At 74.5% G+C, this 24034-nt stretch carries 10 protein-coding genes; 4 read left to right on the top strand and 6 right to left on the bottom strand.

All coding sequences use genetic code 11. The features are described from left to right. Positions 1-192 precede the first annotated feature (192 nt). The 6 genes from A6A25_RS32270 to A6A25_RS32245 form a co-directional block, all read right to left on the bottom strand. Positions 193-2481 carry a lantibiotic dehydratase gene (locus A6A25_RS32270; protein WP_073896719.1) on the bottom strand — a complete coding sequence of 763 codons (2289 nt, stop codon included), beginning with the start codon at positions 2479-2481 and terminating at the stop codon, positions 193-195. A 1-nt stretch (position 2482) separates the two neighbouring features. After that, the gene (locus tag A6A25_RS32265; RefSeq protein ID WP_073896718.1) at positions 2483-2737 is read right to left on the bottom strand and encodes an acyl carrier protein; all 255 of its coding nucleotides are present in this window, start codon (positions 2735-2737) and stop codon (positions 2483-2485) included. 124 nt (positions 2738-2861) lie between these two features. After that, on the bottom strand, positions 2862-3788 hold the full coding sequence (locus A6A25_RS32260) for a threonine ammonia-lyase (protein WP_073896717.1): 927 nt from the start codon (positions 3786-3788) through the stop codon (positions 2862-2864). Further along, positions 3785-5323, bottom strand: coding sequence for an amino acid adenylation domain-containing protein (locus tag A6A25_RS32255; RefSeq protein ID WP_083668847.1), 1539 nt, complete (start codon positions 5321-5323; stop codon positions 3785-3787). The genes A6A25_RS32260 and A6A25_RS32255 overlap by 4 nt, the downstream gene beginning before the upstream one ends. Continuing rightward, positions 5310-7646, bottom strand: coding sequence for a lantibiotic dehydratase (locus A6A25_RS32250; protein WP_073896716.1), 2337 nt, complete (start codon positions 7644-7646; stop codon positions 5310-5312). Before A6A25_RS32250 ends, A6A25_RS32255 begins: the two co-directional genes overlap by 14 nt. A 27-nt stretch (positions 7647-7673) precedes the next feature. Then, entirely contained in the window at positions 7674-7877 is a 204-nt protein-coding gene (locus A6A25_RS32245) for an MbtH family protein (protein WP_073896715.1), read from the bottom strand. A 182-nt stretch (positions 7878-8059) separates the two neighbouring features. On the opposite strand from A6A25_RS32245, the gene A6A25_RS32240 reads away from it, so the two are divergent. The 4 genes from A6A25_RS32240 to A6A25_RS32225 are packed head-to-tail and all read left to right on the top strand — an operon-like array spanning position 8060 to position 23944. Further along, positions 8060-14260: a non-ribosomal peptide synthetase gene (locus A6A25_RS32240; RefSeq protein ID WP_073896713.1), complete on the top strand. Its 6201-nt coding sequence runs from the start codon at positions 8060-8062 to the stop codon at positions 14258-14260. Positions 14261-14282: 22 nt separating this feature from the next. Beyond that, positions 14283-21422 carry a non-ribosomal peptide synthetase gene (locus A6A25_RS32235; protein WP_073896711.1) on the top strand — a complete coding sequence of 2380 codons (7140 nt, stop codon included), beginning with the start codon at positions 14283-14285 and terminating at the stop codon, positions 21420-21422. After that, on the top strand, positions 21419-22663 hold the full coding sequence (locus A6A25_RS32230; protein ID WP_073896709.1) for a cytochrome P450: 1245 nt from the start codon (positions 21419-21421) through the stop codon (positions 22661-22663). Before A6A25_RS32235 ends, A6A25_RS32230 begins: the two co-directional genes overlap by 4 nt. Positions 22664-22693: 30 nt before the next feature. After that, a complete protein-coding gene (locus A6A25_RS32225; RefSeq protein ID WP_073896707.1) occupies positions 22694-23944 on the top strand; it encodes an MFS transporter in 1251 nt (416 codons plus the stop codon). Positions 23945-24034 lie beyond the last annotated feature (90 nt).

Here is a 24034-nt window from a genome sequence, read left to right as displayed (position 1 = left end):
CAGCCGCCCGCGGCGTCCTCGTCGAACGACGGGATCTCGCCGGGGTCGGCCGGCGGAGTGCCCACCTGCGGGATGCGCCGGGCGATGATCATCCTGACCTCGTCGTCCGGGACCCCGCGCCGTCGATCGCGCGCTTGGTCGCGGACACCTGCGGCCCCGCCCGGGGGCGGGGCCGTGCGGGCCGTGGAGGTGTCAGGAGGTTGTGTCGTGCAGGACGAAGCGCAGTTCGGACGTGTAGACCTCCCCCTTGTCGTCGGTCAGCCAGGTCTGCTCCGGGGTGGGCAGCATCTCCGTCACGGTGAGCCTGGCGGAGGCGTCGGCGCGGGCCAGGCGGCGCGCGGCCTTGGCCAGCAGCGTCACCGAGGCCGGGCTGTCGAAGTCGACGAACACCGGACGTGGTTCGGCCGGGGAGGTGAAGAACGCGAAGCGGGGCAGGTCGTGCCGTGCCCGCCACGCCCTGGCGCCCACGAAGCGCCGGGCCTCGGTCTTGGCGTCGGCGAACCCCAGCTCCGCCACCGGGAACCGCCACGTCTCCCGTGACACCACCAGCCTGCCCACGCTCACCCTGGGGGTGTGGTCGGCCTCGGGGAGCACCCGGAACCCGTCGACCACCAGCGTCGTGAGCACGTGGCCGAAGACGTCGGCCACCGGGAAGACCGCGCCATCGGGCAGCACCGCCACCAGCTCGTCGTCGCGCAGCTCCACCCGGACGTCGGCGCTGCGCAGGCTGCGCGGGCGGTGCGGGTCGGCGGTGTCGTCGACCAGCGCAACGTAGTAGTCCTCGGGGCGCACCAGGCTCTGGCGCACCCGCGTCGACAGCCGGGACCGGTGCTCCTTGGGCAGCAGGGGCAGCAGGCGCGGGCCCGGGACGTCACGGGTGGTCAGCTCGACCAGCTCCGAGCGGTCCGGGTGCTGGTCGAGGTACAGCGACGCGCCCAGGGTGTTCATGGCCACGTGCAACTCGCCCAGCACCAGGCCGAACTCGCCGCGCCCCACCGCGTCCACGCCCGTCGCGGCGATCATCACGTCCGGGCTGAGGTAGCGGGCGGCGTTCCAGCCGCCGCCGGGGGACGCGAACGCCTCGTTGGCCCGCGCCGACACCTCCGCCGCCGACAGCCGCACGTCGCGCACGCCCGCCGGCAGGTCCAGCACACCGGCCCAGCGCCGCCAGAACTCGGCGCGCAGCTCGGCCAGGTCGGCCACCGCGTCCCGGTGCAGCACCGGCATGCACGCGAACCAGAACGTCGCCAGGTCCACCGGTCCCGAGGCGTCGAACACCCGCCGCGCCCCGTCCAGCACGCGCCGGGCGAGCGAGGACGTCAGCCAGGCGGCGCTGACCAGCAGCGGCTCCAGGGCCGCCAGCTCCTCCAGCACCGTCCCACCGAGTCGGACGGTGGCCGCGCGCCGGGCGTCGGAGTACACCAGCGCCCGTCCCGGCGCGGTGGACCCGCCCTTCTCGCGGGCCGCAGCGGCGTCGGTCAGCGCCTCGAACTCCCGCTCCAGCGCGGACATCGCCTCGACCAGCTCGTCCGGTGTGGACGCCCGGGCGACCCGGTCGCGTCCCCGTTCCAAGGTGTCCAGCGCGGCCAGGCCCAGTGCGGCCACGTCGGCGGGCAACCCCTCCAGCCACGTGCGCAGGGCCCGTTCCGGGTGGGAGCCCGCGGGGACCTCCAGCCGCCGCACCAGGTACCGGCGGCGCTCCAGCTCCGCCAGGTCGTCGGTGACGTCGCGGCCCAGTTCTTCGCCGATCGCGAGGGTGGAACGGGTGCCGTCGCACCGCGCGAGCACGTCCAGCAGCGGCGCGGCCAGCGGTTTCGGGGCACAGCCCGGCAGGGCCACCTCACCGTCACCGATGCGCACGAAGGGCACCCGGCGCGGTGCGACCCACGGCGCGAGCGCCGCGTCCTCGGCGAGCACGCGGGCCAGCGCGTCGATCGCCCAACTGGCGAAGTACACGGTGGTTTCGGCGACGAGTCCTTCCCCGGCGTCGACCGCGACGCCCGCGGTGTCGTCGTCCAGCCTGCCCCAGCCGACCGGGCCGAAGAAGCCGATCGTGTCGTTCTTGACGCAGAACCGCTGCCAGTAGTGGGAGATCAGCTCCTCCCGCTGTCGGGTGCGGCTCGTGCGCCCGTCACCGGGCTCCCACTCCAGGAACGGCCGCACCGCGCGGCCCAGCACCGCCCTGTTCTGCCAGGCGACCGCGCTCTGGAACGCGTCGCCCGCGGCGATGTCGCGCAGCTCCAGCGCCGACTTGGTCGCGGCCTCCTCGAACGCCTCCTCGAAGAGCTTCCACTCCGGGCCCTGCTGGGACTTCTGCGCCGCGAAGCGGTCGGCCGCCAGGGCGAGCCCGTGCGGCGCGAGCCGCAGCACGCCGTCCGCCGGGAATCCCGCGCCGCGCACGCTGAACTGGTCCCACAGTCGCCACCGCCCGCCGGGCAGCGACCGCCCTTCCCGCGACTGCCCCTCCTGCTCGCCGGTCATGTCAGCCGACCTCCAGTTCCTGCTCGACCACCGACGCGAGGTCGGCGGGGGAGGGGTAGGCGAAGACCAGCGCCACCGGCACGTCCACGCTCAGCGCCGCCTGGAGGCGCGCGGTGATCTGGAACGCGGCCAGCGAATCGCCGCCCGCCTCGAAGAAGTCGCTCTCGGAGTCGAGCGACGGGTTGGCCAGCGCGTCGCGGTAGACCTCGACGACGAGGTCGGTCAGCTCGGTCGCGGTGATGCCGATGGCGGTCATGGTCGATCCCTCCAGTGGTGGTGTGTGGTCGGGCCGGGCGGCGGGTGGTGTGGTCGGGGCCGCGTGGCCGGTGGTGTGGTCGGCTGTGTGGCGGGTGGTGGTCGGGGTGCGAGGTAGGTGGTGGTCAGGCCGCAAGGCCAGTGGTGGCGAGCGCCTCGGCGGTGTTGCCGCCGGACACCACCACCGCGGCCGTCCCGGTGAAACCCGATTGCAGTGCCCCGGCCAGCGCCACGGCGCCGCTGGGTTCGGCGTGCACGCCCGCCCGGCGCAGCAGCGCCGCCGCGTGCGTGATGGCGTCGTCGGTGACGCCCACGAGGTCGTCGACGCGGTCGGCGACCACCGGCAGCGTCACGGCGCCGGGCCGCTGCCCGCGCAGCCCGTCGGCGATGGTGCGCGACGGCGGCACCACCACGGGTGAGCCCCGGTCGAGTGAGAGCGCGTAGCGGCGGGCGTCGGCAGGTTCGACGCCGACGACGCGCACCGGCAGGTCCCGCGCGGCCAGGCAGATGCCCGCCAGCAGCCCACCGCCGCCGGTCGGCACGAACACGACGTCGACCCCCGGCACGTCCTCCAGGATCTCCAGGCCCACGGTGCCCTGACCCGCGACCACCAGCTCGTGGTCGGAGGAGGGCACCAACCCGGCCCCGGACAACGCCGCGTGCTCGCGGGCGAGGCGGTCGCGCTCGTCCACTCCGCCCGGTGCCTCCAGCACGGTCGCGCCGAGCCGGCGCAGCGCGGCGGCCTTCGCCCGGCTCGCGCCCTCGGCCATCACCACGGTGACCGGCACGCCCAGCGCGCGGCCCAGCGTGGCCACCGCGATGCCGTGGTTGCCCGAGGAGCCGGTGACGACCTCGCCGCACGGCTCGGCCAGCAGCGCGTTGGCCGCGCCGCGGATCTTGAAGGACCCGCCGCGCTGGCCGTGCTCGGCCTTGAGCAGGACGCCCGGCACGGCGTCCAGGGCCAGCAGCGGCGTGCGCAGCACGTGCCCCTCGATGCGCCGTGCGGCGGCGAGCACGTCGGCCGTGCCCAGCCTGGTGTCGAGGCGGGTCACCGCGCACCCCCGGCGAGCGCCACGCGGTCGACCTTGCCGCTGCGGGTGGTGGGGAAGCGGTCCAGGCGGGTGAAGTGCCGGGGCATCAGGTGCGGCGGCAGCGCCTCGGCCAGGTGGGCGCGCAGCGCCGTGTCGCGGACCTGCGCCAGCTCACCGGTGACGTGCGCGACGAGGTAGGCGCGCTGCTGGTCGTCGGTGGCCGCGGTGACCGCCGCGCCGGTGACGGCCGGGTGGGTCAGCAGGACCGCCTCGACCTCGGCCGGGTCGACCCGGTAGCCGCGGACCTTGATCTGCCGGTCGTTGCGCCCCAGGTACTCCAGCACCCCGTCCGGCCGTCGCCGGGCCAGGTCGCCGGTGCGGTACAGGCGTGCGCCCGGTTCCCCGCACGGGTCGGGCACGAACCGCGTCGCGGTGAGGGCCGGCTTGTCGGCGTAGCCGCGGGCCACGCCGACACCGCCGAGGTAGACCTCGCCGACCTCGCCGTCCGGCACCGGTCGCATCGCGCCGTCCAGCAGCCGCGCCACCACGTCGTCCAGCGGCGTGCCGATCAGGTCGACGTCCGCCTCGGGCCGTGCGGGTACCTCGTGGCGGGTGGACGTCATGGTGCACTCGGTCGGTCCGTACTGGTTGACCAGCCTGCCCGGCACCAGCGACCGGCCGCCGGCGGCCAGGAACGGGCGCAGGGACTCGCCGCTGGTCGCCACCAGCCGCACGTCCCGCAGCGCCCGCGCCGCGCCGTCCTGGCGGGACAGGAAGGTCAGGAACGACGGGGTGGTGCTCAGGATCGTGTTGACGCCGTAGGCGCGGACGGCCTCGAACAGCTCCTCGGGGCGCAGCAGCGCCGACCGGGGCAGCACCACCAGGCTGCCGCCCGCGAGCAGCGGGGCCAGGGTGTCGCGGATCGAGGCGTCGTAGCCCAGCGGCGCCAGCTGGAGCGCCACGGTGTCCGGGCCGAGGTCGTTGTCGCGCACCGTCGACCGCAGGTAGGCCCGCAGGGAGCGGTGCTCGACCAGCACGGCGTTGGGTGCGCCGGTGGACCCGGAGGTGTGGCTGACGTAGGCCAGCGACCGGGGGTCCGCCGGCCCTTCGGGCAGCGGCGCGACGGGGCCTTCCTCCCCGACCAGCACGGTGGGTCCGGGCACGGTGAACCGCCCGGCGAGGCGACGGCTGGTCACCAGCGCCCGCGCGCCGTCCAGCAGCGCGGCGACCCGCTTGGGTGGCAGGTCGGTGTCCACGGTGAGGAACGCGCCGTGCGCCCTCAGCACCGCCGCCATCGCGACTACCGCGTCCACACCGCGCTCCAGCGCGATCCCGCAGACCACCTCGGGCCCGACCCCGTGGCCGCGCAGCACGCGGGCCAGCCGGTCGGTGCGCCGGGCGAGGTCGGCGTGGGTGAGCACGCCGTCGGGGGTGACGATGGCCGGGTGGTCGGGATGCCCGGCCGCGTCGAGCCCGATCGAGTCGTGCCCGGTCGGGTGGTGCCTGGCCGCGTCGAGCCCGGCGGCGTCGGCCCGACCCGTGTCAGTCCTGGACATGGCGGTCCTGCCCGGTCTGGTCGAAGGCGACGAAGCGCAGTTCGGAGCTGTACTTGGCCCCGGTGTGGTCGGTCAGCCACGCCTGTTCGGGGTTGGGCAGCATCTCCGACACGGTCAGCCGTGCCGAGGGGTCCTTGCGGGCCAGCCGGCGCACGGCCTTGGCCAGCACGTTGACGTAGACGGGGCTGTCGAAGTCGACGTAGAACGGCCGCGGCTCGGCGGGGGAGACGATGAAGACGTAGCGGGGCAGTTCGTGCTCGTCGCGCCACGCCCGCGCCCGCACGAACCGGCGGGCCTCGTGCTTCTCGGCCGCGAACTCCAGCGACTCGGCGGTGAACCGCCAGGTCTCGCGGGCGACCACCACGTTGTCGATGGTCACCCGCGGCGAGTGGTCGCCCGTCGCGCGGAGGCTGAACCGGTCCATGATCCTGGCGGTCAGCGCGTTGCCGAACACGTCGATCACCGGGAACACCGCGCCGTCCGGCAGCACCGCGACCAGGTCACCGTCGCGCTCCTCGACCAGCACGTCCGCGCCCATCGCGGTGCGCGGGCGGTGCGGGTCGGCGGTGTGGTCGACCATGCCCACCAGGTAGTCCTGCGGCCGGTTCAAAGCGGGGCGGCTGCGGGTGTTCCAGCGCGGCGGCTGCTCCTTGGGCAGCATCGGCATCAGCCGGGGGCCGGGGTAGTCGACGCCGGTCTCGGCCAGCAGCTCGTCCTGGTCGGGGTGCTGCATCACGAACAGCGAGGCGCTCATGGTGTTCACGCCCACGTGCAGCTCGCCCAGCACCAGCTCGAACTCGCCGCGCTCGACCGCGGCCGCGTCCTCCGCGACGACGAACACGTCCGGGCTGATGTAGCGGGCGACGTTCCAGCCCGTGGCGGGCTCCTCGAAGGCCTCGCGGACCCGGTCGGCGATCGCCGCGGACGACAGCCGCACCCGCCGCGCACCCTCGGGCGCGTCCACGATGGACTCCCAGCGGCGCTGCGACTCGGCCTGCAGCCGGTCGGCGTCGGCGATCGAGTCGGGGTGCGGCACGGGCAGGCACGCCATCCACAGGGACGCCAAGTCCACCGCGGAACGCTTGGCGCGCAACGACTCGAACGCCTCCCGCAGGTGACCGCGGGCGATCTCGGCGTACCGGTTGGTCATCCACCGCGCCGCCGTCAGGCACTGCGCCAGCGGGGTCAGCTCGTCCAGCACGGCCGAGCCGAGCCGGGCGGTCGCGGCCCGGCGCGAGTCGGAGTAGACCAGCGCCCGGTTGGCGGAGGTCTTGGCGCCCTTCTCGCGCTGCGCCGAGGCCTGCGTGATCTCCACGAAGTCGTGCTCCAGCGCGGACATCGCCTCCAGCAACGCGTCGGCGTCGCCCAGCGCCGCCCGCACCCGCTCCCGGCCGCGTCGCAGCACCTCGATCCGGTCCAGCGCGCGTCGCCGCACCTCCGGGTCGCCGACGCGCTCGACGATGGCGCGCAGCGCCAGGTCGGGGTGGGCGCTGGCCGGGACGTCGATGCGCCAGGTGATCCAGCGCTTGCGCAGCAGCTCGTCCAGCGCGTCGAGCACGCCGTCGAGGTCGCGGCCGAGCCGTTCGGCGATCTCCACCGGCTGGTGGGCGCCGTCGCACAGCCGCAGTACGTCCTCCAGGCCGTCGGCCAGCGGCACGGCGGCGCGACCGGGCAGGCTCACCGCGCCGTTGGCGATCCGGGCGAACGACACCCGGCGCGGCGGCACCCACGGGCGCATCCCCGGCTCGGTGCCGATGACCTTGGCCAGCACGTCGATGCCCCAGCTGGAGAAGTACACCTCCGAGCAGGCCAGGAAGTCCTCGCCCGGCACGGTGGTGATGCCGCGCGGGCCGTCCAGGTCCCAGCTGCCCCAGCCCACCGGGCCGAAGAAGCCGATGGTGTCGTTCTTGACGCAGAACCGCTGCCAGTAGTGCGCCACCAGCTCCTCGCGCTGCCGAGGCATGCTGGTGCGCCCCGCCGCGGTGGGCGTCCACGCCAGGAACGGCGCGATGCCCGAGCCGAGCACCGCCTTGTTCTGCCACGCCAGCGCCGTGCGGAACCTCGGCTGGGAGGCGATGTCCTGCAACTCGCGGGCGGTGCGCACCGCGGCCTCGTCGAAGAACGCCTCGAACTCCTCCCACTCCGGCCCCTGCCACCGGTCGCGGGGCGCGACGTCGGTGAACTTGTCGGCGGCGACCCCCAGTCCCGGTGGGGCGAGGCGGAGCACACCGGCGGCCGGGAAACCCGTCCCGCGCAGGGCGAACTGGCTCCACAGCCGCCAACCGCCTCCGGGCAACAGCACCGTTCCAGCCACGCTGACCATCCCTTCCCAGCTCTCCCGAGGGCTTCGTCAGCCCCGCTGCCCCATCCGCTCGCGGAGGCTCCGCGGCCGCATGTCGGTCCACACCCGCTCGATGTGGTCGAGGCAGACCGCGCGCGGCCCCTCGGTCCCGTCGGCGACCCAGCCGGGCGGCAGGTCGCGGTCGGCGGGCCAGATCGAGTACTGCTCCTCGTCGTTGGTGACGACCCGGTACACCCGCTCGTCCTGTGTCATCGGTGCTCCCCGATCGGTCGGTCGCTCTGGCGTTGCCGGACCGACGATGCCGCCGGGCGGTGCGCGGCAGTAGAGAAGAAAGCGCAGACACGACGGCAACCGCGTCGTGCCGCTTCTTCCCTGGTGAGGGGCCCGTCCCGGCGAGCAGTCTTCGTCCAACTCAGCTCGCAGGGAGGCCGACAGTGAACGAAGGCGCAGCGCACACAGCGACGGACCACGGCGCGGTCTCCTCCGCGCAGCGGCGGCTGTGGTTCCTGGAACAGCTCACCCGTGGCTCCTCCGACAACCTGCTGCCGCTGGCGCTGCGCGTCCGCGGCGCGCTGGACGTGCCCGCGTTGGAGCGGGCGCTGGCCGGGATCGTCGAGCGTCACGAGGTGCTGCGCACCAGGTTCACCGCCGTGGACGGCGAGCCGGTGCCCGTGGTGGACCTGCCGGGCGCGGTCGTGCTGCGCCGGGTCGACGCCCGTGACCCGGAGGAGGTGTTCGCCCGCGAGCTGCGCCGCCCGCTGGACCTGGCGGCGGAGGTGCCGGTGCGGGCGGTGCTGGCGCGCCTGGCCGAGGACGACCACCTGCTGCTGCTGGTCGTGCACCACATCGCCGTGGACGGCTGGTCGTGGGACGTGCTGCTGCGCGAGCTCGACGCGGGCTACCGGGGCGAGGAGGTGCCCGCCCTGCGCCACCAGTACGCCGACTTCGCCGCCTGGCAGAACCAACGGCTCACCCCGGCGCGGGTCGAACGGCTGCTCGCGCACTGGACCGGGCGGCTGACCGGGGTGGCGCCGCTCGCGCTGCCGACCGACCGCCCCCGGCCCGAGGTCTGGGACGGTTCCGTGGAGCTGGTGCGCTTCCGCGTGCCCGCCGACCTGCTCGCCCGCGTGGACACGGCCGCCCGCGAGCGCCGGGCGACCCGCTACATGCTGCTGCTCGCGGTCTACCAGTCGCTGCTGGGCCACTACAGCGGGCGCACCGACATCGCGACCTGCACCACGATGGCCGACCGGGGCGGCCCGGTGGACGTGTCGAACCTGGTCGGGCCCTTCGTCAACACCGTGGTGCTGCGCTCGGACCTGGGCGGTCGGCCGTCGTTCGACGCCCTGCTGCGCCGGGTCCACGACGTCGTGCTCAAGGACCTCTCCCACGCCGAGGCGCCGTTCGACCGCGTGGTCGGCGCGCTGGGCATGGAGCGCGACCTGTCCCGCCACCCGCTGGCGCAGGCGTCGTTCACCCTGCTCAACACCGTCCACCAGCCGGCCGCCCTGCGCGGCCTGGACGCCGCGCTGGTCCGGGCGCCGCTGGGCGGCACCGACATGGACGTCTTCCTCGACCTCAACCTGATGCCCGACGGCAGCCTCGCCGCGCGCCTGCAGTACGCGACCGCGCTGTTCGACCACGACACGATGCGGCAGTTCGCCGACGGGTTCCTGAGCCTGCTCACCGCCGTGCTGGACGACCCGGACGCGCCGGTAGCCGACCTGGCCGCCGCCCTGCCGCCGCTGCCCGGCCGGGCCCTGCTCGACTCGTGGGGCGGCCCTACCGAGGCCCCGGCGCCCGCCGCGCCGCTCGTGGTCCGCGGGCACGGGCCGGCGCTGGTGTGCGGTGACGACGTCGTCACCTACGACCGGCTCGACGCCTTGGTGGGCGGGCTTTCCGCGCTGCTGCGCGACTCCGGGGTGCGTCGGGGCGACGCGGTGGGCGTGTGCGTGCCCCGCGGCACGTGGTCGGTGGTGGCCATGCTCGCGGTGTGGCGCGCGGGCGGCGCGTACGTGCCGCTGGACCCGGCCCTGCCGCCCGACCGGCTGGCGTTCATGGTCGCCGACGCGGACGTGCGCCGCGTCATCGGTGACGCCGACATCGCCGGGGTTCGGCACGTTTCCGTGGCCGATGTCGTCCCCGACGCCACCGCACCCGCCGTGACGCCGGACCCGTCCGACCTCGCCTATGTCATTTTCACGTCGGGCTCTTCGGGGCGGCCCAAGGCTGTCGGCGTCGAGCACGGCGCGCTGGCCGCGCACGTGGCCGCCGCCCGCGACCGCTACGGCGTCACCTCCGAGGACCGGGTGCTCGCGTTCTCCTCGTTCTCCTTCGACGCCTCCCTCGACCAACTCCTGCCCGCGCTGACCAGCGGCGCGACGGTGGTGGTCCGGCCCGACGAGCAGTGGTTGCCCTCGCGGGTCCCCGCGATCGTGGCGCGGCACGGCATCACCGTGGCCAACTTCCCACCGACCTACTGGAGCGAGCTGGCGCTGTCGCTGACCGGCGGCGCGGAGCTGGAGTCGTTGCGGCTGCTCATCCTCGGCGGCGAAGCCGTGCCCACGGGGGCGTTGGCCGCCTGGCTGCGGCACGCGCCGCACGTGCGGGTGCTCAACGCGTACGGCCCCACCGAGACCGTGGTCACCGCCACCGCCCACGAGCTCACCGACGCCGACCGCGTCCCGATCGGCCGGCCGCTGGGCGGCAGGCGCGTCCTCGTCGTGGACGAGCACGGCGACCCGGTCGGCCTCGGCGTCCCCGGCGAGCTGCTGGTCGGCGGACCGGAACTGGCCCGTGGCTACCTCGGCCGCCCGGCACTGACCGCCGAGCGGTTCGTCCCCGACCCGCGCGGCGGTCGGCTCTACCGCACCGGCGACCTGGTGCGCTGGAGCGCCGAAGGCGACCTGGAGTTCCTGGGCCGCGTGGACGACCAGGTCAAGGTCCGCGGCTTCCGGGTGGAGCTGGGCGAGGTCGAGTCGGCGCTGTCGGGCTGCGCGGGCGTGCTGGCCGCCGCGGCGGCGGTCAAGTCCGACCCGCACGGCGGGCAGGTCCTCGTCGGCTACGTCGTCGGCTCCACCCTGTCCCCGACCGAGCTGCGGGCGGAGCTGTCGCGCCGGCTGCCGCACTACGCGGTGCCCTCGGAGGTCGTGCGGCTCGACGCCCTGCCCGTGACGGCCTCCGGCAAGCTCGACCGCGCCGCCCTGCCCGAACCGCGCCACGACCGCGCGTCCACCGGCGCCGCCTACACCGCGCCCCGCGACGACGTCGAGCGCGAGATCGCCCGCATCTGGGGCGAGGTGCTGGGCGTGGACGGCATCGGCATCGACGACGGGTTCTTCGACCTCGGCGGGCACTCGCTGCTCGCCACGATGGCCGTCTCCCGCATCGCCGAGCGCCTGGAGCGCGACGTGGAGCTGCGCACCCTGTTCGAGAACCCGCGCATCCGCGAGTTCGGTCTGCTGGTCGCCGCGGCCCGTCCGGTCACCACCGCCGGGGTCGTCCCGGTCGACCGAAGCGGCCCGCTGCCGATGTCCTTCGCCCAGGAGCGGCTGTGGTTCCTCGACCGCATGTCCGACTCCGGTGAGGACTACGTGCTGTGGTTCTCCTGGCGGGTGCGCGGGCCGCTGGACGCCGACGCCTGGGAAGCCGCGCTGGGTGACGTCGTGGCCAGGCACGAGGTGCTGCGCACCGCCCTGGTCGAGGTGGACGGGCACCCGGTGCAGCTCGTGCACGACGACGTGCCGGTACCACTGGAGCGCCACGTCGGCGCCGACGTCGAGGAGGTCCGCGCGCGGGCCAAGGAGTTCGCCGCGGCACGGTTCGACCTCGACCGCCCGCCGCTCGTCCGCTCCGGCCTGTGGGAGCTGGGGCCCGACGACCACGTGCTGGTGCTGTCGTTCCACCACGTGGCCACCGACGGCTGGTCCAAGGACGTCGTCGTGGACGAGTTGACCCGCTCCTACGCCGCCCGCCTCGCCGGGCGCGCGGCCGACCTGCCGGACGTGCCCGTGCAGTACGGCGACTACGCGGTGTGGCAGCGCGGCCTGCTCGCGGCGGGCGCGCTGGACGCCCAGCTGGAGCACTGGCGGGCGGCGCTGGACGGCGTGCCCGTGCTGGAGCTGCCGACCGACCGCCCCCGCCCGGCCACCCGGTCGGCGCGCGGCGGCGCGGTGGAGGTGCCGTTGCCGCGCGAGCTGGCCGCGGGCCTCGACGCGCTGGCCCAGCGCTGCGGCACGACCCGCTTCACCGTGCTGCTGGCGGTGTTCCAGGTGGTGCTGGCCCGCTGGTCGGGGCAGACCGACATCGCGGTGGGCACCCCGGTCGCCGGGCGCGGCCGGGTGGAGTTGGAGCGGCTCATCGGGTTCTTCGTCAACACCGTGGTGCTGCGCTCGGACCTGTCCGGCGAACCGTCCTTCGCGGACCTGGTGGCCCGGGTGCGCGACACGGTGCTGGGCGCCTTCGACAACCAGGACGTGCCGTTCGAGCGGTTGGTGGAGGAGCTGCGGCCCGAGCGCGACCCGTCGCGCAACCCGCTGTTCCAGGTGATGTTCGACGTCCAGGAGAGCGCGGTGTCCACCGGGATGACCGTGCCGGGCCTGGAGTTCGAGGGCTTCACGCTGCCGTGGGAGTCGGCGAAGTTCGACCTGACGGCGACCTTCCTGCTCGACCCCGACCGGTTCTCGCTGGACGTGGAGTACAGCGCGGACCTGTTCGACGAGGTGTCCGCGGTGAGGCTGGCGGAGCACGTGACCCGCGTGCTGCGGGCCGTGGTCGCCGACCCGCACGCCGACGTGGCCCGCCTCGACCTGCTCTCCTCGCGGGAACGTGCCGCGCTGACCGTCGCGCCGCCGGTGGTACCGACACCGCCGCTGAGGATCGCCGGGAACGCGGGTGACACCGCGCTGGTGTGCGGCGAGCGGACCGTGAGCTACGGCGAGCTGGGCGCGCTGGTCGGCGGTCTCGCGTCGGCGCTGGCCGACGCGGGCGTGCGTCGCGGCGACCCGGTCGGCGTGTGCCTGGGCCGGGGCGTGTGGTCGGTGGCGGCGATGCTCGCGGTGTGGCGTGCGGGCGGCGCGTACGTCCCGCTGGACCCGAAGTTCCCGGTGGAGCGGCTGCGGTTCATGCTCGCCGAGGCGGGCGCGCGGCTGGTGGTCGCCGACGGCGGCACGGCGGGAGCGCTGGCCGGGCTGGAGGTCGGGATCGTCCCGGTCGAGGGCGTCGTGCCCGCCCGGCGCGACGTGATCTCGCTGGACGTGGACCCCGGTGACCTGGCCTACGTCATCTTCACCTCCGGCTCCACCGGGCGGCCCAAGGCAGTGGGCGTGGAACACGGCCCGCTCGCCGCGCACGTGGCCGCCGCCCGCGACCTGTTCCGCCTCACCTCCGCCGACCGGGTGCTGTCGTTCGCCTCGCTGTCCTTCGACGCCTCGCTGGAGCAGCTCCTGCCCGCGCTGACCGTCGGCGCCCGCGTGGTGCTGCGGCCGGACGAGGTGTGGTCGGTGGACGAGCTGGCCGCCGAGGTCCGCGCGCACGGCATCACCGTCGCCGAGCTCACCCCGTCGTACTGGGAGGAGGTGGTGGCCCGCCTCGGCGACCTGGCCGACGACCTGGCGTCGCTGCGGCTGCTGGTCACCGGCGGCGAGGCGCTGCCCGCCACCCCGCTGGGCCGTTGGTTCGAGCTGCTGCCGCACGTGCCGGTGGTCAACACCTATGGCCCCACCGAGTCGGTCATCTCCGCCACCGCCCACGTGGTCACCGCGCCGGTCGCGGGCCGCGTCCCCATCGGCACCGCGTTGGGCGCGCGCACCCTTCACGTGGTCGACACGCTCGGCCGGCCGGTACCCGACGGGATCCCCGGCGAACTCCTCGTCGGTGGACCGGAGCTGGCCCGCGGCTACCTCGGCGACCCGGACCTGACCGCGGAGCGGTTCCCGGCCAACCCGTTCGGCGCGGGCCGCGTCTACCGCACCGGCGACCTCGTGCGCCGCCTGCCCGGTGGGGAACTGGAGTTCCTCGGCCGGGTCGACAACCAGGTCAAGATCCGCGGGTTCCGCATCGAACCCGGCGAGGTCGAGGCGGTGCTCCAGGGCTGTGCCGGTGTGCGCGGCGCGGCCGTCGTGGTCCGCGAGGTGCGGGGCGACCGTGCCCTGGTCGCCTACGCCGCCGGGGACCACCTCGACGGCGACCGGCTCGCCGCGTGGTGCCGCGACCGCCTCCCCGCCTACCTGGTGCCCTCGGCGTTCGTGGTGCTCGACGCCCTGCCGCTGACCGTGCAGGGCAAGCTCGACACCGCCGCCCTGCCCGACCCCGAGGTGCCCGCGACGGCCGAGTTCGTGCCGCCCACCTCACCCACCGAGGTGGTCCTCGCCCAGATCTGGACCGAGGTGCTCGGTGTGGAGCGGGTCGGCCTGCACGACGACTTCTTCGCGCTGGGGGGCCATTCCATGCGCGCCGTGGCCGCCGCCTCCCGGGTGCGCGCCGCGTTCGACTGCGCCATCGCGGTGCGCGAGCTGTTCGAGAACCCCACCGTCGCGCTGCTCGCAGCGGAGGTGGAACGCCTGCTGGTCGAGCAGATCTCCGCGATGAGCGATGACGAGATCGACCTGTCCCTGTCGCTTGACGCCGCCTTCTGAGACGAACCGGACGGAGCCAGTCATGACCACCTCGGAGATCAACACCCGTTCCGGTCTGTCCCCCGCGGCCCGCGCGCTGCTGGAGCGGCGACTGCGCGGCGTCACCGCCACGCCGACCGGCATCCCCCGCCAGGAGCCCCGGCCCGAGCGAGCACCCCTGTCCGCGGCGCAGCAGCGCCTGTACTTCCTCGACCAGCTCGCACCGGGTGGCACCGAGTACCTGATGCCCGCCGCGTGGCGGTTGACCGGCCCGCTCGACGCCGCCGCGCTGGCGGGTGCGGTGGACGACCTCGTCGCCCGCCACGAGCAGCTGCGCGTGGTCTTCCCCGCCGAGGACGGCGTGCCGTTCCAGCGGGTCCTGCCGCACGGCGCGCCGATGGCGGTGGTCGAGGCCGACGACGTCGCCGCGACCGTGCGGGCCGCGGCCGTGCGCCCGTTCGACCTGGCCGCCGAACCAGCCTTCCAGGCCACGCTGGTGCGCGTCAGCGGCACCGACCACGTGCTCGTGCTGGCGATGCACCACATCGTCACCGACGGCTGGTCGCTGGACGTCCTCGTGCGCGACCTGCGCGAGCTGTACCGGGCCCGCCTGGCGGGCGAGGCGCCACGCCTGACGCCCACCCCGATCGAGTACACCGACTACGCGGTGTGGCAGCGCGCCGCCGACGAGATCGCCGACCTGGAGTACTGGCGCACCGCGCTGGCCGGGCTGACCCCGCTGGAGCTGCCCACCGACCACCCGCGCCCGCAGGAGCGCTCGCACGAGGGCGCCGTGCACACCGTCGAGCTGCCCGCCGACCTGGCCGCGGCCGTCACCGCCGCCGACGCCACCCCGTTCACCACGATCATGGCCGCGTTCCAGGCCGCACTGGGCTTCCACAGCGGGCAGGACGACGTCGCGATCGGCACCATCACCGCCAACCGCGACCGCGCCGAGACCGAAGGGCTCGTCGGGTTCTTCGTCAACACCCTGGTCATGCGCGCCGACCTGTCCGGCGAACTTACCTGCGCACAGGTCCTCGACCGCGCCCGGGAACGCGTGCTGGGCGCGCTGAGCCACCAGTCCCTGCCGTTCGAGCGCGTGGTGGACGAGCTGAGCCCCGAGCGCGACCTGTCGCGCAACCCGCTGTTCCAGGTCCTGTTCGCCTACTCCGAGTCCGGCGGTGGCGCCTTCTCGCTCGGGGGGACGGTGGCGCGGGCGTTCCCGATCGCGCTGACCACTGCCAAGTTCGACCTGTCGCTGGAGGCCGTCGGCCACGACGGCGGCTACCGGCTGGCGTTCGTCTACCGGCCCGACCTGTTCGAGCACGACTCCGTGGCACGGCTGGCCGACCACACCGTCGCCGTGCTGCGGGCGTTCTTCGAGCGCCCTGACGAGCCGCTGGGCTCGGTGCAACTGCTGGGGGAGGACGAGCGCGCGTTCCTGCTCGGCCCGGACGGCCCGGCGGCCTCCGACGCCGGCGTCGGCCTGCCCCGGCTGGTCCTGGACCGGGTGGCCGACCACGTCGCCGCCACACCCGACGCGGTCGCCGTCACCGGCGGCGGCCGGTCGCTGACGTACGCCGAGCTGGACGCCCGTGCCACGGCGCTGGCGTCCCGGCTGCGGGCGCTGGGGGCCGGCCGGGAGACCCTGGTCGGGGTGTGCCTGGCGCGCACCGCCGACCTGGCGGTGGCCCTGCTGGGCGTGTGGCGCGCCGGCGCGGCCTACCTGCCCTTGGACTCCCGCCACCCGCGGCAGCGCATCGAGTTCACCGTGGCCGACGCCGGGGTGTCGCTGGTCGTGGCCGACGACACCGGCCGTGCCGCGCTGGACGGCCTGCCGGTCACCCTGGTCGACCCTGACGGTCCCGCCTCGGCCGACGCCGGCCCCGTCGAGGTGCGCCCCGACGACCTGGCCTACGTCATCTACACCTCGGGGTCCACCGGCAAGCCGAAGGGCGTGGAGGTCACGCACGCCAACGCCGCCTGGCTGTTCGCCGCCGCCGACCGGATGTTCGACTTCGGGCCCGGCGACGTGTGGTCGCTGATGCACTCCGCGGCGTTCGACTTCTCCGTGTGGGAGCTGTGGGGTCCGCTGAGCAGCGGCGGCCGGGTCGTCGTGCTGACCGGCGAGGAGACGCGCGACCCTGACGCCGTGCACCGGGTGCTGCGCGACGAGGGCGTCACCGTGCTGAGCCAGACCCCGGCCGCCTTCAAGGGACTCCGCGCCCACCTGGCACAGCACGGGCACACCTTCGACGACTTGGCGCTGCGCGTCGTCGTGTTCGGCGGCGACGCCTTCGAGACCCGCGACTACCGCGACTGGTTCACCGCGCCGGGCCGCAAACCCGCGCTGGTCAACATGTACGGCATCACCGAGACCACCGTGCACGTCACCTACCGGCTGATCACCGAGGCCGACGTCACCGCCGCGGAGCGCTCGCCCATCGGCCGCCCGCTGCCCGGCCAGCACGGCTTCGTCCTCGACCGCCACGGTCGCCTGGTGTCGGTGGGCACGGTCGGCGAGCTGCACATCGCGGGTGGCGGCGTTGCCCGCGGTTACCGCAACCGGCCCGAGCTGACCGCCGAGCGCTTCCCGCGCGGCCCGCTGGGCGAGCGCGTCTACAAGACCGGCGACCTGGTGCGGGTGCTCCCGGACGGGCAGCTCGGCTACGTCGGCCGCGCCGACAACCAGGTCAAGATCCGCGGCTTCCGCATCGAGCCCGGCGAGGTCGAGAGCGCCCTGAGCGGGTGCCCGGGTATCACCGACGCCACCGTCGTCGCCCAGTCGGAACCCCGGGGCGCCCGCCTCGTCGGCCACGTCGTGCTCGCCGAGGGCGCCCGGCTGGACCCGTCCGCGCTGCGCGACCGGTTGCGCGCGACCCTGCCCGACTACATGGTCCCCGCCCTGTTCGTCCGCCACGACCGGCTCCCGCTGACCGCCAACGGCAAGGTCGATCGCGCGGCCCTGGTCGCCGTCGAGGCGGGCGGCGTGCGCACCCAGCCCGACCACGTGCCGCCGCGCACCCCGGCTGAGCGGGCGCTCGCCGCGATCTGGGCAGAGGTCGTCGGTGCCGACCGGGTCGGTTTGGGCGACAACTTCTTCGACCTGGGCGGCGACTCGATCCTCGCGCTGCGCGTCGTCGGCCTGGCCCGCGCGGCCGGCCTCGGGCTGAGCGTGGCCGACCTGTTTCGCGCCCGCACGCTGGGCGAGCTGGTCGCGTTGGCAGGCGCCGCGCAGGACGAGCCCGAGCCGGTCGAGCCGTTCTCGCTGCTCGACCCGGCCGACCGCGCCCGGCTGCCGGAGGGCCTGGTCGACGCCTACCCGCTGACCATGCTCCAGGCGGGGATGCTGCACGAGATGCTGGCCGACCCGCACCGCGCGGCCTACCACAACGTCACCGACCTCAAGATCACCGCCCCGGAGGGCTTCGACCTCGCCGCGTTCCAGGCCGCCGCCGACGAGGTGGTGCGCCGGCACGACATCCTGCGCACCTCCATCGACCTGGTGGGCTTCCGCGAGCCGCTGCAACTGGTGCACCCCACCGCCGAGCTGCCGATCGGCTACTCCGACCTGCGCGGCCTGTCGCGCACCGAGCAGCGCGCGGCCCTGCGCCGGTTCGTCGACGCCGAGTTCGCCCGCCGCTTCGACCTGGCCGCGCCGCCGCTGGTGCGCATCCACCTGCACCAACTCACCGAGCACGAGCTGAGGCTCACTCTCACCGACTGCCACGTGGTGCTCGACGGCTGGAGCCTCACCTCGCTCATCGCCGACCTGCTCGACCTGCACCGCCAGGCCGTCGAGGGCCGCACGCCGCAACTGCCGCCGTCACCGCGCTTCGCCGAGTACGTCGCGCTGGAGCTCGCCGCGCTGGAGTCGCCGGAGGGCCTGGAGTTCTGGCGCGACGAGCTGGAGCAGTTCCGGCCGGTGCGCTTCGGCCACCGCGAATCGCGCTCCGACGAGGTCGTCCACGAGGTCCGCCGCTCCTTCGGCGGGCTCACCGAGGCCATCGGACGGCTGGCGACGCTCGCGGGCGTGCCGCGCCGGACGGTCCTGCTGGCCGCGTTCCACCACACCATGAGCCTGTTCGCCGAGCCGGGCGACCCCGTCGGCGGCCACTCCATCGGCCTGGCCACCAACGGCAGGCCCGAGCAGGAGGGCGCGGACCGGATGCGCGGGCTGTTCCTCAACACCGTGCCGTTCGGCGTGCGCCGCACCGGCTCCACCTGGCTGGACCTGGTGCGCGACACGTTCGCCGCCGAGCAGGACATGCTGCCGCACCGCCGCGTCCCGCTGGCGCGCATGGCACGCTTCCGCCCCGGCGAGCCCAACCTCGTCGAGGTGATCTTCAACTACGTCAACTTCCACCGGCTCACCAGCGACACCTGGGAGGAGTCGCTGGAGATCGCGCGCACCATGTTCCCGCTGCTGGTCAACACCAGCGTCAACGGCTTCACCCTGGACGTCGACCCCACCCGCGTCGACCCAACCACCGCCGAGCAGCTCGCCGACGTCTTCCGCGACCTGCTGGAGACGATGGTCGCGGACCCGGACGGGCCCGTGACCCGGCCCACGATCGCGGGCGCGGCCCGGGACCGGGACCTGGCGTGGTCGCGCGGCCCGGTCGTCCCGCCCGCCGGTACGCCGTTCCACCACTGCGTCGCCGCCCAGGACCGGGACGCGGTCGCCGTCACCCACCTGTCCGAGGCGGGACCGGTCGACCTGACCTACGGCGAGCTGAACGACCAGGCGCTGCTGCTGGCCGGGCACCTCAAGGCGTTGGGCGTCGGCCCCGAGACCGTCGTCGGCCTCTGCGTCGACCGCGGCCCCGACCTGGTGCGCGCCGTCCTCGGGGTGCTGCACGCGGGTGGCGCCTACCTGCCGATGGACCCGCAGCTGCCCGCGGACCGGCTGGCGTTCATGGCGAGCGACAGCGGGATGCGCGTGCTGCTCACCCAGACACCGCTGGTGGGCGTCGTCCCGTTCGACGGCCACACGACGCTGCTGGACCGGCCGCTGCCCGCGGACACGACACGGTTGTCCACAGTGGACGACGTGGACGGGGAATCCGCCGCCTACGTCATCTACACCTCCGGCTCGACCGGCACACCCAAGGGCGTGGTCATCCCGCACCGCGGCCTGGCCAACATGGTCGAGGGGCAGCGCGACCTGGTCGAGCCAAGCCCCGCCGACCGGGTGCTCCAGTTCGCCTCCGCGAGCTTCGACGCCTCCATCCTGGAGATGACGTGGTCGCTGGCCAACGGTGGACGCCTGTGCACCGCGCCCAAGGAGGCGCTGCTGCCCGGACCCGACCTCGCCCGCACCCTGCGCGAGCTGCGGATCACCGCGGGCATGCTCCCGCCCAGCGCGCTGGCCGTCATGGCGGGGGAGGAGTTCCCGGACCTGGCCACCCTCCAGGTCGCGGGGGAGGCGTGCCCCGCCGAGATCGCCGACGCCTGGTCGCGCGGGCGCCGCTTCCACAACGTCTACGGCCTCACCGAGACCTCGGTGTGGTCCACCGCGCAGGTGTGCGAACCGGGCGGCGGCAGGCCGTCGGTCGGCTTCCCCATGCGCAACACCACCATGTACGTGCTGGACCCGGACATGCAGCCGGTGCCGGTCGGCGTCCCGGGCGAGATCCACCTGGGCGGCCTGGCCACCGGCCGCGGCTACCTCGACCGGCCCGGCCTCACCGCGGCCACCTACGTGCCCGACCCGTTCGGCTCGCCCGGCTCGCGGCTGTGCCGCACCGGTGACCTGGGCAGGCGCCGTGCCGACGGCTCCGTGGAGTGGATCGGCCGCCGTGACTCCCAGGTCAAGCTGCGCGGCTTCCGCATCGAGCTGGGGGAGGTGGAGCACGCGCTGGGCGAGCTGCCCGGGATCGCCCAGGCCGTGGTGCTGCTGCGCGACCTGCCCGGCGGACCGGCGCTCGTGGCCTACGTCGTCGGTGACGTGTCCGATGTGGACACACTGCGGCAGGGGTTGCGCGCGAAGATGCCCGCCTACATGGTGCCCGCGCGGTTCGTCGTCCTCGACGCCATGCCGATCAACCGCAGCGGCAAGGTCGACCGAGGTGCGCTTCCCCTGCCCGACGGCGGGCGCGGCGACAGCGGCGCCGACTACGTCGCACCGTCCACGCCGGTCGAGGTGGTGCTCGCCGAGGTGTGGCGCGACGTGCTCGGCCTGGCCGAGATCGGCGTGCACGACGACTTCTTCCGCATCGGCGGCAGCTCCCTGTCCACGGTGAAGGTCGCCGCCACGGCCCGAGCCAAGGGCGTGCCGGTGTCGGTGCGCGACCTCGTGGAACGCCCGACCATCGCCCAGCTCGCCGCGCAGGTCCACCGCGCGGCCCGCGGCGACGTCCCCGCCGAGGTGCGCTCGGAGGTCCGGCTGCGCGACGGCGACGGCGCACCGCTGTACTGCGTGCACCCCACCGGCGGGAGCGCCGCCTGGTTCGTGCCGCTGGCCAGGGCGCTACCCGAGGGGCCCGTCCTGGCGTTCCAGGCCCGCGGCCTGCTCGGCGGCGTGGACCCCACCACCGTGCCGGGCATCGCGGCGAACTACGTGGCGGAGATGGCGGGCGACGGACCGCACACCGTCCTGGGCTGGTCCATGGGCGCCAACCTCGCCCTGGAGATGGCCACCCAGCTCCACGAGCGGGGACGTGCCGCGGACCCGCTGGTGCTGATCGAGCCGTACCTGCCGAACGAGGCCGCCCGCGCCCGCCTGCTGGATGTGGCCCACGACCTCGCCGAGGCGTTGGAGCTGCGTGACCGGGTGCGGGCGCTGCCCCCGTCCGACGAGCGCGACCGCGCCGTCGCCGAGCTGAAGGAAACCCTGCTGGGAGCGGGCATGTCACCCAGCGAGGCCGACCTGGTGGAGGACGCGCCCATCGAGGTGTGGCACTCCCTGCTGGCCGCGCTGGCCGACTACGAACCCCGTCCCCACCCCGGCCACGTCCACCTGGTCGTCGGCTCCGAAGCCGCCGCGATGCCCGACGGCGAGCTGATGCCGGGCCTGGACGTCGGCTTCGCCGAGTACGTCGAGCGCTGGCGCTCCCTCGCCCTGGGCGGCCTGACCGTCCACGTCTCGCCGGGCGACCACATGACCATCCTCGCCGAGCCCAACACCCGCGTGTTCGCGGACCTGCTCGGCGCGATCAGGGCGGAGGCACGCCGATGACCGCGATCCTGGAGCCCGTCCGGCACGCGCCGGGGTTCACCGAGCGCTACCTGCTCGACCCGGACGTGAACGCCGACCCGTACCCCTACCTCAACGCCCTGCGCGACCACGGGCCCGTCCGCTGGAGCCCGCTGCACCGCGCTTGGCTGGTCACCGGGCACGCCCAGCTCACCCGCGTGCTGCGTGAGCCGGCGGCCTCCGCCGCCCGCGTCGGCCCGATGATGGACGCCGTCCCCGAGGGCGCCCGCGGTGACGCCGAGCGCGCGTTCGACATCCTGTCCCGCTGGATGGTGTTCACCGACGCCCCCGACCACCGGCGGCTCCGGCAGGTGTTCCAGGAGCAGTTCTCCGCCCGCGCGATCAACCGCTACCAGGCGCTCATCGAGCGCGTCACCCGCGCGCTGCTGGCCCGCCGCGCCGTCCCCGGCCGGATCGGTGACCTCGCCGCGGACGTGGCCAAGCCGTTGCCCGCGCTGGTGTTCGCCCGCTGGCTGGGCGTCCCGCAGCAGCACAGCGCGTCGTTCTGGTACTGGAACGCCAGGGTCGGCGACCTCGTGCTCGGCGCGGCGCAGGAGGAGCGCGAGTACCGCACCTCCCTCCAGTCGCTGGTGAACCTGGAGGACTACCTCGCCGACCTGGTGCGGCAACGCCGCGCCGAACCCCGGGACGACCTGATCAGCGCCGTGCTCGCGGGCGGGCAGGTGGGCGACACCGTCAGCGAGACCGAGTTCATCGGGATGCTCACCCAGATGGCCTTCGCGGGCGGCGAGACCACCAGCAACCTCATCGCCAACGCCGTGCGCGCCCTGCTGCTGCACCCCGACCAGCTCGCCGCCGTCCGCGAGCGACCGGAGCTGGCGCGTGCCGTGGTCGAGGAAGCCATGCGGTTCGACGGGCCATCCAAGATGTCCATCCGCGTCGCCTCGCGCGACTTCGGGCTCGACGGCGACACCGTCCGCGGCGGCGACCGGATCTTCCTGGTCTCCGCCGCCGCCAACCGAGACCCGGACCGCCACCCCGACCCGGACCGGTTCCTGGTCACCAGGTCCGACACCTCGCACGTGGGCTTCGGGTTCGGCGCGCACTTCTGCATCGGCGCCGCGCTGGCCCGCATGGTGGCGCGCTCGGCGCTGGAGGTCCTGATCACCGAGTACCCGGGCCTGCGCCTCGCCGGCACGCGCCACTCGTGGCAGCTGTCCCTGCTCAACCGCAGCCTCACCGCGCTGCCCGTCCGCTACTGAGCCCCGCAGGCGAGGAAGAAGGTCTCCGCTATGGCTACCACGTTGGCAGGTGCGGGTTCGCGTTTGTGGGCACCCGCCCGGCTCCGCTCGTTCCGCCTGCTGTGGGCGGGGCAGGCCCTGTCGCTGCTCGGTGACGGGTTCAGCTACATCGCGTTCGCCTGGATCACGCTGGACCTGACCGGGTCCACGCTCATGCTCGGCTACGTCCTGGCGGCGCAGGCCGTGCCCCGTGCGCTGCTCACCCTCGTGGGCGGTTCGCTGAGCGACAGGTGGTCACCCCGGCGGCTCATGGTCGTGTCGAGCTGGGCGCGGGCAGGGGTGATGGCGGGGGTCGCGGTGGCGGGCTTCTCCGGCACGCTCGGGTTCTGGACGCTGTGCGTCGCCGCCGCGGCGTTCGGCGCGGTGGACGCCTTCTTCCAGCCCGCCCGCGTGTCCATCCTGCCCTCGGTGGTGGCCGCGGACGTGCTGCCGGCCGCCAACGCGCTGCTCGGCTCCGGGGTGAAGGTCGCCTCGGTGCTCGGCCCGGCGGTCGGCGGCGTGGTGGTCGCCGCCACGGACGCCAACTTCGCCTTCCTCGTCGACGCGCTGTGCTTCGCGTTGTGCGCGTTGTGCGTGTCCGCGGTGCGCACGCTGCCCCGCGAGAAGGAGGAGGACGCCGGCGGTGACGCCGAGGCGGGTGACTCGCTGTGGGCGCGGATCAAGGAAGGCCTGCGGTACGTGTGGGCCGACCCGCGCATCCGGACCGTCCTCGTCGTCGACATGGCCGTGACGTTCTGCTACGCCGGGCCGTTCACCGTCGGCTTCGCCAACCTCGCCCGCAACGAGGTCGAGGGCGGCTCCGCCACCATGGGCCTGCTCAACGGCGCCCTCGCGGCCGGCGCGATGCTCGGCACGCTCGTCGGCGGCGCCGTGGGCACCCGGCCCCGGGTCGGGCTCCTGGTGGCGGCGCTGGCCGGGTGGCTCGCGGTGGGCATGGCCGCGCTGGGTGCCGTCGACCAGGCCGCGGTGGCCGTCGGGACCGTGCTGGCGATGGGGTTCGGCATCGGCTTCCAGGGCGTGTTCGGGGTGAGCTGGATCCAGCGCAACATCAAGGGTTCGGTGCTGAGCCGGGTCATCTCGGTGGACATGGTGCTCGGCTACGCGGTCGCACCGCTGTCGCTGGTGGTGTGCGGCGCGCTGGCCGAGCGGAACACCGCGGTGATGTTCGGCGGTACGGCGGTGATCCTCGCCGTGACCGCCCTGGGCGTGCTCGCCTCCAAACCGGTGCGCGAGATGCGCTGACCCGCAGCAGGTGGCGCTATCCCCGGCCCATCCCGCCGCTGTCCGCTCGTCGGCGGCAGGTGGATAGGTCGGGGATTCCGCCGTGATAGC

The organism is Saccharothrix sp. CB00851 (genome assembly GCF_001905065.1).
Classification (GTDB): domain Bacteria; phylum Actinomycetota; class Actinomycetes; order Mycobacteriales; family Pseudonocardiaceae; genus Actinosynnema.
This window is presented reverse-complemented; position numbering and strand designations above follow the sequence as displayed.